11 protein-coding genes are annotated in these 13,037 nt (G+C 58.8%); 7 read left to right on the plus strand and 4 right to left on the minus strand.

The window, feature by feature from the left end; all coding sequences use genetic code 11:
* Positions 1–88: 88 nt before the first annotated feature.
* Positions 89–1,543, plus strand: coding sequence for an aldehyde dehydrogenase family protein (locus BM347_RS07735; RefSeq protein ID WP_093916108.1), 1,455 nt, complete (start codon positions 89–91; stop codon positions 1,541–1,543).
* Positions 1,544–1,550: 7 nt separating this feature from the next.
* On the opposite strand, the gene BM347_RS07740 is transcribed toward BM347_RS07735, so the two are convergent.
* Complete coding sequence (locus BM347_RS07740; protein ID WP_245764216.1) at positions 1,551–2,099, minus strand: peptidoglycan-binding domain-containing protein; 549 nt, start codon at positions 2,097–2,099, stop codon at positions 1,551–1,553.
* A 189-nt stretch (positions 2,100–2,288) separates the two neighbouring features.
* Between BM347_RS07740 and BM347_RS07745 the strand changes: the two genes are divergently transcribed.
* Positions 2,289–2,612, plus strand: coding sequence for a 2Fe-2S iron-sulfur cluster-binding protein (locus BM347_RS07745; RefSeq protein ID WP_093916110.1), 324 nt, complete (start codon positions 2,289–2,291; stop codon positions 2,610–2,612).
* A complete protein-coding gene (locus BM347_RS07750; protein ID WP_093915837.1) occupies positions 2,612–3,394 on the plus strand; it encodes an FG-GAP-like repeat-containing protein in 783 nt (260 codons plus the stop codon). Before BM347_RS07745 ends, BM347_RS07750 begins: the two co-directional genes overlap by 1 nt.
* A gap of 70 nt (positions 3,395–3,464) precedes the next feature.
* On the opposite strand, the gene purD is transcribed toward BM347_RS07750, so the two are convergent.
* A complete protein-coding gene (purD, locus tag BM347_RS07755) occupies positions 3,465–4,730 on the minus strand; it encodes a phosphoribosylamine--glycine ligase (protein ID WP_093915838.1) in 1,266 nt (421 codons plus the stop codon).
* A gap of 82 nt (positions 4,731–4,812) precedes the next feature.
* Here purD and xseA point away from each other — a divergent pair, with 82 nt between their 5' ends.
* Positions 4,813–6,288: an exodeoxyribonuclease VII large subunit gene (gene xseA / locus BM347_RS07760; RefSeq protein ID WP_093915839.1), complete on the plus strand. Its 1,476-nt coding sequence runs from the start codon at positions 4,813–4,815 to the stop codon at positions 6,286–6,288.
* A 9-nt stretch (positions 6,289–6,297) separates the two neighbouring features.
* On the opposite strand, the gene BM347_RS07765 is transcribed toward xseA, so the two are convergent.
* Together BM347_RS07765 and BM347_RS07770 are read right to left on the minus strand one after the other, a co-directional pair.
* Positions 6,298–6,693: a hypothetical protein gene (locus tag BM347_RS07765; protein WP_093915840.1), complete on the minus strand. Its 396-nt coding sequence runs from the start codon at positions 6,691–6,693 to the stop codon at positions 6,298–6,300.
* A 39-nt stretch (positions 6,694–6,732) separates the two neighbouring features.
* Positions 6,733–7,740: an alkane 1-monooxygenase gene (locus BM347_RS07770; RefSeq protein ID WP_093915841.1), complete on the minus strand. Its 1,008-nt coding sequence runs from the start codon at positions 7,738–7,740 to the stop codon at positions 6,733–6,735.
* A gap of 172 nt (positions 7,741–7,912) precedes the next feature.
* Here BM347_RS07770 and BM347_RS07775 point away from each other — a divergent pair, with 172 nt between their 5' ends.
* The 3 genes from BM347_RS07775 to BM347_RS07785 all read left to right on the plus strand — a co-directional run bounded on the left by BM347_RS07775 (position 7,913) and on the right by BM347_RS07785 (position 12,942).
* Positions 7,913–9,625 carry an NAD(P)H-dependent oxidoreductase subunit E gene (locus BM347_RS07775; protein ID WP_093915842.1) on the plus strand — a complete coding sequence of 571 codons (1,713 nt, stop codon included), beginning with the start codon at positions 7,913–7,915 and terminating at the stop codon, positions 9,623–9,625.
* Positions 9,626–10,006: 381 nt separating this feature from the next.
* Entirely contained in the window at positions 10,007–10,705 is a 699-nt protein-coding gene (locus BM347_RS07780; RefSeq protein WP_175498531.1) for a substrate-binding periplasmic protein, read from the plus strand.
* Positions 10,702–12,942 (plus strand): response regulator, encoded by a 2,241-nt coding sequence (locus tag BM347_RS07785; protein ID WP_093915844.1) that lies wholly within the window; start codon positions 10,702–10,704, stop codon positions 12,940–12,942. Before BM347_RS07780 ends, BM347_RS07785 begins: the two co-directional genes overlap by 4 nt.
* Positions 12,943–13,037: the final 95 nt, after the last annotated feature.

Consider the following 13,037-nt stretch of genomic DNA (forward strand, 5'->3'; position numbering starts at 1 on the left):
ATTTTGGCCATCTGCCCTATTCCCCTCTCGCGAAGACCGCCAATCTGTGCTGATGTGCGCGCAAATGTCTGAAAGCGGAGAAATCGCAATGCCCATCACGCCCCTCGGTCTGGACCCGACCCTTTGCTTTATCGGGGGCGCGTGGGTGCCATCGCTGGGGGGCGGGCGTGTGTCGCTGCTCAACCCCTCTGACGGGGCGCATTTATGCGAGATTGCGCGCGGATCAGATGCAGACATCGACCGCGCCGTTCAGGCCGCCGGTGCGGCCTTGGCAGGGGATTGGGGACGCGCCACGGCTGCCGAACGCGGGCGGGTTCTGGCCAAGATCGGGCAGGGCGTTTTGGACAACGTCGAAGAGCTGACCCAGCTTGAGGCATTGGACGTGGGCAAGCCGCTGAAACAGGCGCGCGCCGATGTTTTGGCGCTGGCCCGCTATATGGAGTTTTACGCCGGTGCTTGCGATAAATTGCATGGCGAAACGATCCCCTATCTGGACGGGTATACCGTCTATACTTTGCGTGAACCGCATGGGGTCACGGGGCATATCATCCCATGGAATTACCCCATGCAGATCATCGGACGCTCGGTCGGGGCCGCGCTGGCGATGGGTAACGCTGCTGTGCTGAAACCGGCCGAGGAAGCCTGCCTGACGGCGCTGGCCTTTGCCCAAATCGCCCATGCGGCAGGCCTGCCAGGCGGTGCACTGAACGTGGTGCCGGGATTGGGGGCCGAGGCGGGTGCCGCGCTTACCCGTCATCCGGGGGTGCATCACGTGTCGTTTACCGGATCGGTGGGCGTCGGCAAATTGATCCAGGAAACCACCGCCCGCAATGTCGTGCCTGTCACGCTGGAACTGGGGGGCAAGTCGCCGCAATTGGTGTTTGACGACGCCGATATTGATGCGGCGCTGCCGTTTTTGGTGAATTCAGGTATCCAGAACGCGGGCCAGACCTGTTCGGCGGCCTCGCGGATATTGGTGCAGCGTGGGGTCTATGACCGCATCGTGTCGCAGATGGGCGCGCGGTATAACGCGTTGCGCGTCGGGCCAGCCCTGGCCGATCTGGATGTGGGGCCGTTGATCTCTGCCCGGCAGAAAACCATCGTGGGCGGGTATCTGGAGCAAGGGGACGCGCTTGAGGTTGTTGGCCGTGGACAGATCATGCCCGATGCCCCCGAAAACGGTGCCTATGTCGCGCCCACCTTGTTTGCCGGTGTCGCCCCTGATCATGTGCTGGCCCAGCAGGAGATTTTTGGACCCGTTCAGGTGATCATCCCCTTCGATACTGAGGAAGAGGCCGTGCGCATCGCCAACGGCACAGAATTCGGCCTTGTCGCGGCGGTGTGGTCGCAAAACGGGGCGCGGCAGATGCGGCTGGCCAAACAATTGCGCGCCGGCCAGGTGTTCCTGAACAACTACGGCGCTGGTGGCGGGGTTGAGCTGCCCTTTGGCGGTGTCGGTCTGTCTGGACATGGCCGAGAAAAGGGGTTTGAGGCGCTGTATGGCTTTTCAACACTGAAAACCGTCGCGGCCTTTCATGGCTGATCGACGCTCACTCCAATGTGGCGCGATCAACTGCGATCAAGCCCAACTGACGCGCGGCGCTTAGCGCCAAAACCGGGCTGTCCGGTCCGCCTGCACTGATCTGATAGACGCGCATGGCGGCGCGGGTGGGCGCGTCGTAATTCCCTGAAATCTCTCCGTCATAGACGCCCCGCGCTTCAAGCGCGCGCTGCAAGGTCTCAACGAATTCAGGGGTCATTTGCGCGGCACATGGGGTCTCGAACCAGTTATCGACGCGGGGCTTTACGATCTGCTGCCGGGTTTCGGTGCGGTAGATGGGAAAGGCCTGAACCTCTCCGGTTGAACTGATCTGCGCGGGCTGGACCTGTACCTGCTCGGTCACGGTTTCAATCACAGCGGGAGAGACGGTGCGCCCCCAGCAGGTTCCGGGCGCTGCACCCGTGGGGCCTTGGGTGGTTGCCTCGATCACGCCCGGCTCTGGCGGTGGGATATCGGCGGGCGAAACATCGCAGCCTGACACCGCAACGCAGGACAGTGCGCCCATGCAGCCCATTAACACGTTTGATCCTGAAATCACCTGTCTGCCCTGCCTTTACCGGTCTTGGGTTTTGTCGCAATCTAGCCCGTTTTTTCGGCGATGCCTAGCGCAATGCCCAAACGCTGCGGGTTTGACGAATTCGTGCATAAACTGCCGCGCAAAAGGGGGTGGCGAAGGGGGGCAGGGCTGGCTACATATGTGGCGATATTTATTGCACAGGGGGTCATGATGGCCAAAATCACCTACGTAGAGCACAGCGGCACAGAGCATGTGGTGGATGTGGCCAATGGCATGACCGTCATGGAAGGTGCGCGCGACAACAATATTCCGGGGATTGAGGCCGATTGCGGCGGGGCCTGTGCCTGCTCGACCTGTCACGTCTATGTGGACCCGGCTTGGGTCGACAAAGTACCGGCCAAGGACGATATGGAAGAAGACATGCTGGATTTCGCCTATGAGCCTGATCCAGAACGCTCGCGGCTGACCTGCCAGATCAAGGTGACAGACGCGCTGGACGGTTTGCGCGTCCAAATGCCGGAAAAGCAAATCTGATGCCGGCGGGGGCGCGGCGTCAGCTGGCGCACCTGCCCAAACGTATCGCCCGCCACGCGCAGCAAATGTTGTGCGTGTCGCTGATGGTGTTGGTGCCCTGCTGGGCTGCGGCTCAATCCATTACTGCCGCACGCTATGCCGACCCGACAACGCGCTATGATCACGGCGTGCTGGGCGATGCCGTCGAATGGGGCACGCTTGAGATCACGTTGGATGATGGTACCAAGCGGCGCTTTATCCTGCCCGAAACACTGGTGTTCGAGGATACAGCCCCAAGGCTCGCCGACCTTGATGCCGACGGATCACCCGAAATTATAGTGGTTGAAAGCAGCCTAACCGCAGGTGCGCGGTTGACCGTCTATGGGCCAAATGGCCGTCTGGCCATGACAGATCACATCGGACGCAAAAACCGCTGGCTGGCCCCCGTCGGGGCCGCTGATTTCACCGGCGACGGCCGGTTAGAGATCGCGATGGTGGTAACACCCCATCTTGCAGGAAAACTGGTGATCTTGGCCTTTGATGGCACGGAACTGTTGCCGATCGCCACGACCACCAACCTGACCAATCACCGCATTGGCGACCGGGACATCGCAGGTGGCATTCGCATCTGCGAAAATACGCCCCAGATGATTTTGGCGCAGATGCCGTGGCGCAACTCTGACGATACGACAATGGTTGCAGTCAGCCTTGTAAACAGAACGCTAAAGGTCGCCCCATTCAAAGAACCGTTTACCGCAAAAAACATTGCACAAGCCAAAGACTGTACGATCCATCCACGATAGACGCAGGCCTTCATTCCAAATGGTCCAAAATCCTGGGGGTCCGGGGGCTAGCCCCCAGTCCGACATCTGATTACGTCAGCGCACGCCAGCCAATATCACGCCGGAAAAAACCACCGGGCCAATCAACCGCTTCGACCATTTCATAAGCCCGCGCCTGCGCCTCGGCCAGGCTGTCGCCTCGCGCGGTGACGTTCAACACACGTCCACCCACAGAAACGATCTGTCCGTCTTTCTCGGCTGTGCCTGCGTGAAACACCATATTGCGGCTGTCCTCGGGCAAAGCATCAAGGCCCCCAATCACGCTGCCCTTGTCATAGTCACCGGGATAGCCCAACGCGGCCATTACCACCGTGACTGCGTGATCATTGGCCCAGTTGACTCTCATCTCTGACAGACGGGTTTCAGCGGCAGCATGCAGCAGGTCAAGGACCTGCGCACCCAGCCGCATCATCAGCACCTGACATTCAGGGTCGCCAAAGCGGGCGTTGTATTCCACCAACCGGGGCACCCCGTCTTTGATCATCAGCCCTGCATAAAGCACACCTTGATAAGGCATGCTGCGTTTTGACATTTCGGCCATGGTGGGGCGGATGATATCGGCCAGGGCGCGTTCGGCGATTTCGTCTGTCAGAACGGGCGCGGGGGAATAGGCCCCCATGCCGCCGGTGTTCGGCCCGGTGTCGCCATCGCCCACGCGTTTGTGGTCTTGGGCGGTGCCGATGGGCAGCACGGTGTCGCCGTCGCATAACACAAAGAACGATGCCTCTTCGCCGTCCATAAACTCTTCGATCACGACCTCAGCACCGGCGTCGCCAAAGGTGCCGTCGAACATGGTATCAACCGCCGCCAGCGCTTCGGCATCGGTCTCGGCGATGATCACGCCTTTGCCAGCGGCCAGACCGTCGGCCTTGATCACGATGGGGGCAGGGTGGTCGGCCAGATAGGCGCGGGCCGATGCGGCATCGGTGAAATGGCCATAGGCGGCTGTGGGCGCGTTCGCGGCATCGCAGATTTCCTTGGTGAACGCCTTTGAAGCCTCAAGCGCTGCGGCAGCTTTCGACGGGCCAAACACCAGAAAACCTGCGTTGCGCAGGTCATCCGCGACACCAGCGGCAAGCGGTGCCTCGGGGCCGATAATCACGAAATCAATGCTGTTTTCATCCGCAAACCCGACCACAGCCGCGCCTTCGTTAATATCAAGGGATGCACATTCAGCAATCGCCGCGATGCCCGCATTGCCCGGTGCCACGATCAGCTTGTCGCATTTGGGGTTTTGCAATACGGCCCAAGCAAGGCTGTGTTCGCGCCCGCCGCTGCCCAAAATGAGGATGTTCATGGCTGCACTCCCTTGGCCTTGGTTGCTGCGCGTTCTAAGCTGGGACAGGTAAAGACACAAGATAGAGACGAAAGACGCCTGCATGGACCTGATCGACGATCCCCGCGAGGGCCAGAACAGCCCTGAATTTACCGTGACCGAGCTTTCGGGCGCGATCAAGCGGGTGATCGAGGGAGAATTCGGCCATGTTCGGATTCGTGGCGAGGTCGGGCGCGTCAGCCGCCCGCGATCGGGGCATATCTATCTGGATCTCAAGGATGACAGTTCGGTGATTTCCGGCGTGATCTGGAAAGGTGTGTCGGCGCGGCTGGAAACCCAACCCGAAGAGGGGATGGAGGTGATTGCCACGGGTCGCATCACCACTTTTGGTGGGCAGTCGAAATACCAGATCGTTATCGAAGACATCAAACCGGCGGGCATGGGCGCGCTGATGGCGTTGCTGGAAAAACGCAAGGCGGCGTTGCAGGCCGAGGGGCTGTTCGCGCCGGAACGCAAACGGGCGCTGCCCTATCTGCCGGATGTGATCGGGGTGGTTACCTCGCCCTCGGGCGCTGTGATCCGCGATATTCTGCACCGGTTGCGCGACCGGTTCCCGCGCAAGGTGCTCATCTGGCCCGTGGCCGTGCAGGGGGCGAAATGCGCGCCCGAAGTCGCGCGGGCCATCGAAGGATTTAACAAGCTGACGCCGGGCGGGGCAGTTCCGCGTCCTGATCTTCTGATCGTGGCGCGGGGCGGCGGGTCGGTCGAAGACCTCTGGGGCTTTAACGAGGAGATCGTGGCGAGGGCTGCGGCGGCATCGGATATTCCGCTGATCTCGGCGGTGGGGCACGAGACGGACACGACCTTGATTGATTATGTGTCGGACAAACGCGCGCCTACGCCCACCGCTGCGGCAGAGCTGGCCGTGCCTGTACGCCATGAACTCGTCGCTTGGCTCGACGGGCAAGAGGCGCGGATGACACGGGCGCTAAGCCAAGGATTAATGCGCCGCGATCAGCGTTTGCGCGATATGGCGCGGGCCTTGCCACGGGCCGACAGTCTGCTGGATGGGCCACGGCAAAAGCTGGACGTTCTGGGCGGGCGGCTTGGGCCTGCGCTGACCGCAGGCGTGCAAAAACGTAAAGTTCGGCTGGCGGACATGTCTGGCGTGCTGCGCCCGGGTACCCTGACGCGGGCTTTGCAATCTGAACAGCGACGGTTGGCCGCGCTGTCATCGCGGTTCCGGCCCGAGGCGCTGGTGCAAGACCACAAGCGCAAAACCGAAGCGTTTCAAGCGCTTGCGCAGCGTCTTTCGGATGCGGGCCAACGTCAAACCCAAGGCTGGCGCAAGCAAATCGCGGGGCTGGACCGCTTGCATGAAATGCTCAGCTATAAATCGACCCTCGCGCGCGGCTACGCCGTGGTGCGCGGGGATGGTGGTTTGGTCACCACCAAAAAGGCCGCCCAAGACGCCACATCGCTTGAGATTGAATTCGCCGACGGCCGCATGCAGATCGGCGGAAAACAGGCAGCACGCAAGGCCGCAAAGAAGCCGCCCGAGCAAGGTAACCTGTTTTAAACGCTGGTATTAAACGCCGATCTTTGGCCCGAGGCACAGCAGCTTTTCGTCGATGTCTTCCGCCTCGTATAGCTCGGTCGTGGCGGGGTTATTCTCGAACCGTGCGATCAGGCCTTGGCTGGATTTCTCAAAGGTCCAGCATTGCGGATCGGGGTTGTCGTCGTAGGTAAAGCAAATCTGGCCATTGTCCTCATACCACGCTCCCGGTTTGCATTCCCCATCCAGAAACGACCATTCCACACGGCGGTTGCTCAGATAGCGTTCAGCGCCATAGGCTTGACCGTTACTGTTGTAAAACAATGTTTTACCGCGTGTGTAGTCATCAAATTCCTGCGCTGTCATTGCGGTTTGCGCCGCCAGCGGGGTGGTGCTGAGCAAGGCAAGGGACATAAGCACATGTTTCATAGGGCAAGCTTGCCAGAAACGATGCGGCTGATCCAGCGGTTACGCGGTTTGTTGCCAGCGGGCGACACGGCGATCCATGACGCGCCGCCATATGGGTGGCACCAGCGCCAGCGCGGCCATCACGGGCAGTGATCGCGGCAAGATGGGCATGCTGTCCGGCGAGACTTCAAGCGCGGGAAAGGCGCGGGCGGGGCGCATATGATGGTCGGAATGGCGCGGGGCGTTCAGCATCATCGCCGATGAATACCATTGCGGTGCGTTCCAGCTGTGCTGGGGGCCAACGGGCTCCATCCGGCCATCTGCGCGGGGTTTTCTGCGCAACCCGTAATGCTGCACATAATCAGACATCAGCAATTGCATCTGCGCATAAAGAGCGACGGCGAGCAGATGCAAAACGCCAGCCCAACCAGCGATGATCGCGGCCACGCCAAGGGTTAGTGCAGCCCCCGCAACATATGCGACATAAGGGTGCGTCCAGATCGGCAGCGCTGCTGCGCGCGCGCGGTGTTTGGTTTCGGCATGCAGCCCGGCCACGAATTCCCCCCGCAGCGCGCGCAGGGCAAAGGCATAGAACCCTTCGCCCAAACGGGCCGAGTTCGGGTCGGCATCGGTGGCGACGTGAATGTGATGCACGCGCAGATGCGCGGAGACGTGATGCCCGTATAACAGCGAGCAATAGATCGCCGTGCCGATACGGCGGGTCCAGCGGTTGCTGGCGTGGACCAGCTCATGCGCGTTGGAGTTCGAGACTTGGCCAAAGAACATTCCCAAGCCCAGGAAAATCAGTACCTTATCCGTGGCGTTCAACTGGTCGCCCGCCAGCGCCCAGACCCCCAAGGGCAACAGCACAAAATGCGCGGCGGCTAAGGTGAGGCTGATGCCACGCCCGGATTTATCACGCACGAGGACGCGCCGCGTGATGCGGTCCAGCGTAAACACCAGCAGGGTGATCGACAGCAAAGCTGCCAGCGGCCAGACCCCGCCAAAAAGGCAGGCCAGCGCCAAAAGTACGGCGGGGGTCAGGCTGGCAATGGCGTACCAGATCATCAGGGCGGCTCCCTTTGTGGGCTACAAGTTTCTTATAGGCGAAATGCGGCGCGCAAAAGGGCGCAACCTGTCACAAGCACCGCGTAAAGTATTAGGGAAGGGTCGTTTTTTGATTATGAGGGGCGGTGCAAGTTTGCTAGCGTAGCCGGAACATCAAGGTGAGGGGGCCGATATGGCATTGGATGAGCACAAAAAATCCGGCGGCAAAGACCCCGAAAAAGGCGTGTGGAAATCCGGCAAAGGCAAGGGACGTTCCCACACCAAGGGCCGCCAGTTGGACGATACGGCCTGGGACGAAGTGCGGGCATTGTTGGGCGACAAACCTCGTCGTGCCGATTTGCTGATCGAACATCTGCACCTGATTCAAGACGAATATGGCCACCTGTCTGCTGCGCATCTGCGTGCCTTGGCCGAAGAAATGCGCATGAGCATGGCCGAGGTCTATGAGGTCGCGACCTTTTATGCGCATTTCGATGTGGTGAAAGAGGACGAGACACCTCCGCCCGCGTTGACCATCCGCATCTGCGATTCACTGGCCTGCGAAATGGCAGGCGCGCAAGCGTTGAAGTCGGCGCTTGAGGATGGGTTGGACGCCGCCGAGGTGCGTGTTGTGCGCGCGCCTTGCATGGGCCGCTGCGACACTGCGCCCGCGCTTGAGATCGGCCATAACTTTGTCGACAACGCGACCTTGGAGAAAGTCGAAGCCGTGATTGATGCGGGCGATACCCACGTGCATCTGCCTGATTACGAAGTGTTTTCCGATTATGTAGGTGCTGGCGGGTATGAAACCCTCACGACCCTGCGCAACAGCGGAGATTGGGAAGCGGTTCAAGACCAACTGCTTGAGGCCGGCGTGCGCGGTCTGGGCGGGGCTGGTTTCCCGTCGGGCAAAAAATGGGGGTTCGTGCGGGCAAATCCGGGCCCGCGCTATATGGCCGTAAACGGCGACGAGGGCGAGCCGGGCACGTTCAAGGATCGTTGGTATCTGGAACGCGTGCCACATCAATTCCTTGAGGGGATGCTGATCGCCGCATGGGCGGTCGAGGCGGAAAAAGTGTTCTTATACATGCGCGACGAGTATCCGCAGGTGCTGGCGCTTTTGCGGATAGAAATCGCAGCGCTCGAAGAGGCAGGACTGGTTGAACCGGGGTATATTGATCTGCGGCGCGGGGCTGGTGCCTATATCTGCGGCGAGGAATCCGCGATGATCGAAAGCATCGAGGGCAAGCGCGGCATGCCGCGCCATCGGCCACCCTATGTGGCGCAGGTCGGCATCTTTGGCCGCCCCACATTGGTACATAACATTGAGACATTGCACTGGGTTACACGGGTGTGCCGCGAGGGGCCGCAAGTGATGAACAGCACGGAAAAGAATGGGCGCAAAGGGCTGCGCAGTTTCTCGGTTTCGGGACGCGTGGCCAAACCCGGCATGTATGTCATGCCAGCCGGATCAACCATCACCGACATCATCAGGGTGGCAGGGGGCATGGCCGTCGGACATGTGTTCAAGGCCTATCAACCGGGCGGACCGTCATCAGGTTTGTTGCCCGCATCAATGGCCGATATCGCGATGGATTTTGATGTATTGCAAGAACACGGGTCGTTCATCGGCTCGGCAGCGGTTGTTGTGCTGTCCGAACATGACAGCGCCAAAGCGGCGGCTTTGAATATGTTGCGGTTCTTTGAAGATGAAAGCTGTGGTCAATGTACGCCTTGCCGCGTGGGCTGTGAAAAGGCGGTCAAGCTGATGCAGGCGGATAACTGGGATCAACCGCTGCTTGAGGAACTGTCGCAAGCCATGGTCGACGCATCGATTTGCGGGCTGGGGCAGGCCGCACCCAATCCGATCCGCTTGGTGATGAAGCATTTCTCGGACGAGATATAGCGCGCAGCAATCGTGCCGAACCTGTCGGTGGCAATTATGGTAACGCGGTCAAAATAATCGGGCTGCGCCTGCCGCCTTGCTGGTCTGTACCGCGCGACATCATGCACGTCTCTGTGCAGGTGCTGCCTGTTCTTTGTCAGCAATAAGTGTCGGTGACTAATTCTGCGCAGCAGAAAGTTGCTTTTTGTTAGTCTTTGGGGCAATTTGGCGCGGAAACTTGCCTTTGATGGGTCTCTTGGGCGAGCGTTACTTTGCGGAGACGTTAACATAATGGTAACCCCTTTGCGCTTAGCGCCACCTGACCGGCGCGTTGATAAGGGCGCGCGCGAGGGTCCACGAGGGTCTTTGTTAAGGCGCGTCGCAGCGCTTGGTTTATGTTTTATGGTCGGGTTTGTAGTGCCGGCCGCGCAGGCATCGGACCGAGAACTACATCTGGCTGCAGCGCCATATCCGCCGCTGACAACAATCGCAAAAGACGGTTATCTTGACCGCACCGTTCAAGAAGCATTTGCCCGCGCCGGTATCGGGCTAACATATCAGGCTACGTCGCCCTCGCGCGGACTAATGGGCAGCCTTACCGGAGAGTTTGACGGTTATTTCGCCACGCCAGAGTTGGACGTGCCAATACTGGAGCCGCTGGTCCGCGTCCCAGAGACAATTTATACCGGCAAGGCTGGCGGGGTATATCTGCGCGACGACATCATGATGATGAACAGGGAATACCTGAACGGTTACCGCGTTGGGTATGTCAAAGGTTGGAAACAGGCCGAAGATACTTTGCAAGATGTGCCAGATCTGTATCCGGCAGAAAGTTCACGACGGCTGATGGATATGCTCGTGAAAGGCCGCATTGATGTGGCCTATATGTATTTTTTGCAAGCGCGGTATCAGGCGCAGCAAGATGGGATAAGCGGTATCAAGTTCTCTGAGCATAGCTTTGATACGGATCTGTATATCCATCTAAGCGCCGAACATACCGATCTGGTGCAGGATTTGGCTGCTGCGATCCGCCAGATGAAGGCCGACGGAACAATGGAGAATATTCTGGCCCCCGCAGTGATGAAGTGGGGACCGAAATGAAGCTGCGCAGTTTTTCAACCGGGATCCGGCGTGAAATCTGGCGGGCAATATCAGGCCCGATGCTGGGCCTGCTTTTGGTGGCTTGTCTGCTGCCATCGCTGATCTATTTCAGCATTGCCGAGGCGCGCCTGAAAGAACGGGTTGATAATCTTGCCAATGCCACTTTGGCAACGATGCAAGACCATGTCTGGCAGTACGATCTTGAGGATGCGCAGCAATTGCTGGACAGCTATGTGAAATTCGGTGCCGTAACAGGTGCCAGAGTTTCAGATGGCAAGTATATTGATCTGTCGGCAGGGACGCTGGGCGGTAATCTGGTGGGCTATGTTCTTGAACTGCCGCTCTATGGTGCCGGACAATCCAGCGATGTTAATATCGGCACCTTGCGTCTGGAGGTCTCGGAGTCCGAGATTTTGGAATTCATTTTGGTGCGGATTATTGCGACCATTCTGACATCCGCCGTATTTGTGTTTTTCACGGCATTTTTGACGTTGCGGTTGCTGGACAAAACACTGTTGCAGCCCTTGTTGACCATATCAAACACGCTCAAGGATCATTCGGGGGATTGGGGCGCGCTTAACATCGACCTGAACGACGGGTCTTCGCCGCGCAGGCGGGACGAACTTACGGGGCTTGTGGATGCGATCCACGGGATGCGCGATCAGATATTATCGTCACAGGCGGTGCTTGAGGCGTCGATGGCCAAATTGACCCATGTGGCGCTGTTTGCGCGGCTTGGTTATGCGACGCTGGATGCCACCCAAGACAGGTTTATTGACTGTGACCCGACGTTCGCCAGCGCCTTTAAGATGACCGTCCAAGAGGTTTTGGACGTTGATGTGCGGGGCAAATTTTTGGGTACCTTCCTGCGCGACGAGAATCCTGAAAAGCTGAACGCAATCCGGGCGCTTCTTCACAAAGGAAAGATGTCCGAAGGGGTTCTGAAGTTCACGTTGCAAGACGATGAAATACGGTACTTCCGGCATATTATCCGGCCGTTCATCGATAAGGTGACGGGTAACTCTGTACTTGAGATCATTATTCTGGACGTCACCGAGCAGAAAATAATCGAAGAACAGCTACTGCAAGCGCAAAAGATGGATGCGATTGGCATGCTCACCGGCGGGGTTGCGCATGATTTCAATAACTTGCTGGCCATTATATCGGGCAATATCGAACTCGCCCTTTTGTCCTTGGAAGGCCCGGAAGAGCGCGAATTTCTAGAAGTAGCGCTATCGGCGGTGGGCAGCGGGGCGACGTTGACACAGCAATTGCTGTCCTTTGCGCGCAAGCAACCGCTGTCACCCACCCGATTTGATGCGGCTGAACTGATGCGGGACTCTAGCGCATTGTTCGGCACGTCTGTGGGTGAGGCTATTGATCTAGAAATTGTCTCGGATGATGATCTATGGGGCACCTTTGCGGACCCCGAAAAGCTGAAGACAACGCTGTTGAATTTGGTGGTCAACAGCCGCGACGCGATGCCTGATGGCGGGCTGCTGACAATCGAGATTGCCAATTGCAGGTTGGACAAGGATTACGCCGCCACCCATATGGATGTGATCCCGGGTGAATATGTTTGTATTTCGGTAAACGATACCGGCTATGGCATGTCCCAAGAGACAATCCAGCACGCCATCGAACCGTTTTTTACGACCAAGGGTGTTGGCAAGGGAACAGGTCTAGGGCTGCCGATGGCCTTTGGATTTGCAAAACAGTCGGGCGGCCATCTTGAGGTGTATTCCGAGCTGGGTATCGGTACTTCGGTAAAGATGTATCTGCCCCGCTCAGCCGATGATGATGTGTCCGATGACGAGACCGAGCGGACCAAGCAGCGCCCCGATTTCACCGGGATGGTGGTGTTCTTGATCGAGGACAATTCGGATTTGCGCACCATGTTCAAAATCATGCTCGTGGCCATGGGCTGTGTCGTGCATGATGCCGAGGATGGACCGCAGGCGTTGAAAATTGCTGAAACGCTAACTGATGTGGACCTGATCCTGAGCGATGTCATCCTGCCACGGGGCATGGATGGTAACGAGGTGGTCAAACGTCTAAGCCCGATGTTCCCGGAGGCCGCTGTTATATTCATGTCCGGTTTCAGTGAGAGTTCGATCATCCAGAACGGGCGTTTGGACGCCAAGGTCACTTTGCTGCAAAAACCATTTGGCGCGGATGATCTGGTGTCGGCAATAGTCTCGGCGCGGGCTGCCAAACGCAAACCGCCCGAAGAATAAGGCCCTATCTCCTGTCCTATCGGCGCGGCTGGTGTATCGGGATGCTTGGCTCCTCGGGGTGCTGCGGCGCTGAATTGGGCAATTCTGGCTGGTGC

The sequence above is a fragment of the Sulfitobacter marinus genome (assembly GCF_900116285.1).
Taxonomy (GTDB): Bacteria; Pseudomonadota; Alphaproteobacteria; order Rhodobacterales; family Rhodobacteraceae; genus Sulfitobacter; species Sulfitobacter marinus.

Coding starts and splice junctions, on each gene's coding strand:
- purD (WP_093915838.1), bottom strand. CDS start 4,730: ATGAACATCCTCATTTTGGGCAGCGGCGGGCGCGAACACAGCCTTGCT.
- BM347_RS07765 (WP_093915840.1), bottom strand. CDS start 6,693: ATGAAACATGTGCTTATGTCCCTTGCCTTGCTCAGCACCACCCCGCTG.
- BM347_RS07745 (WP_093916110.1), top strand. CDS start 2,289: ATGGCCAAAATCACCTACGTAGAGCACAGCGGCACAGAGCATGTGGTG.
- BM347_RS07780 (WP_175498531.1), top strand. CDS start 10,007: ATGGTCGGGTTTGTAGTGCCGGCCGCGCAGGCATCGGACCGAGAACTA.
- BM347_RS07785 (WP_093915844.1), top strand. CDS start 10,702: ATGAAGCTGCGCAGTTTTTCAACCGGGATCCGGCGTGAAATCTGGCGG.
- BM347_RS07750 (WP_093915837.1), top strand. CDS start 2,612: ATGCCGGCGGGGGCGCGGCGTCAGCTGGCGCACCTGCCCAAACGTATC.
- BM347_RS07775 (WP_093915842.1), top strand. CDS start 7,913: ATGGCATTGGATGAGCACAAAAAATCCGGCGGCAAAGACCCCGAAAAA.
- BM347_RS07735 (WP_093916108.1), top strand. CDS start 89: ATGCCCATCACGCCCCTCGGTCTGGACCCGACCCTTTGCTTTATCGGG.
- BM347_RS07770 (WP_093915841.1), bottom strand. CDS start 7,740: ATGATCTGGTACGCCATTGCCAGCCTGACCCCCGCCGTACTTTTGGCG.
- xseA (WP_093915839.1), top strand. CDS start 4,813: ATGGACCTGATCGACGATCCCCGCGAGGGCCAGAACAGCCCTGAATTT.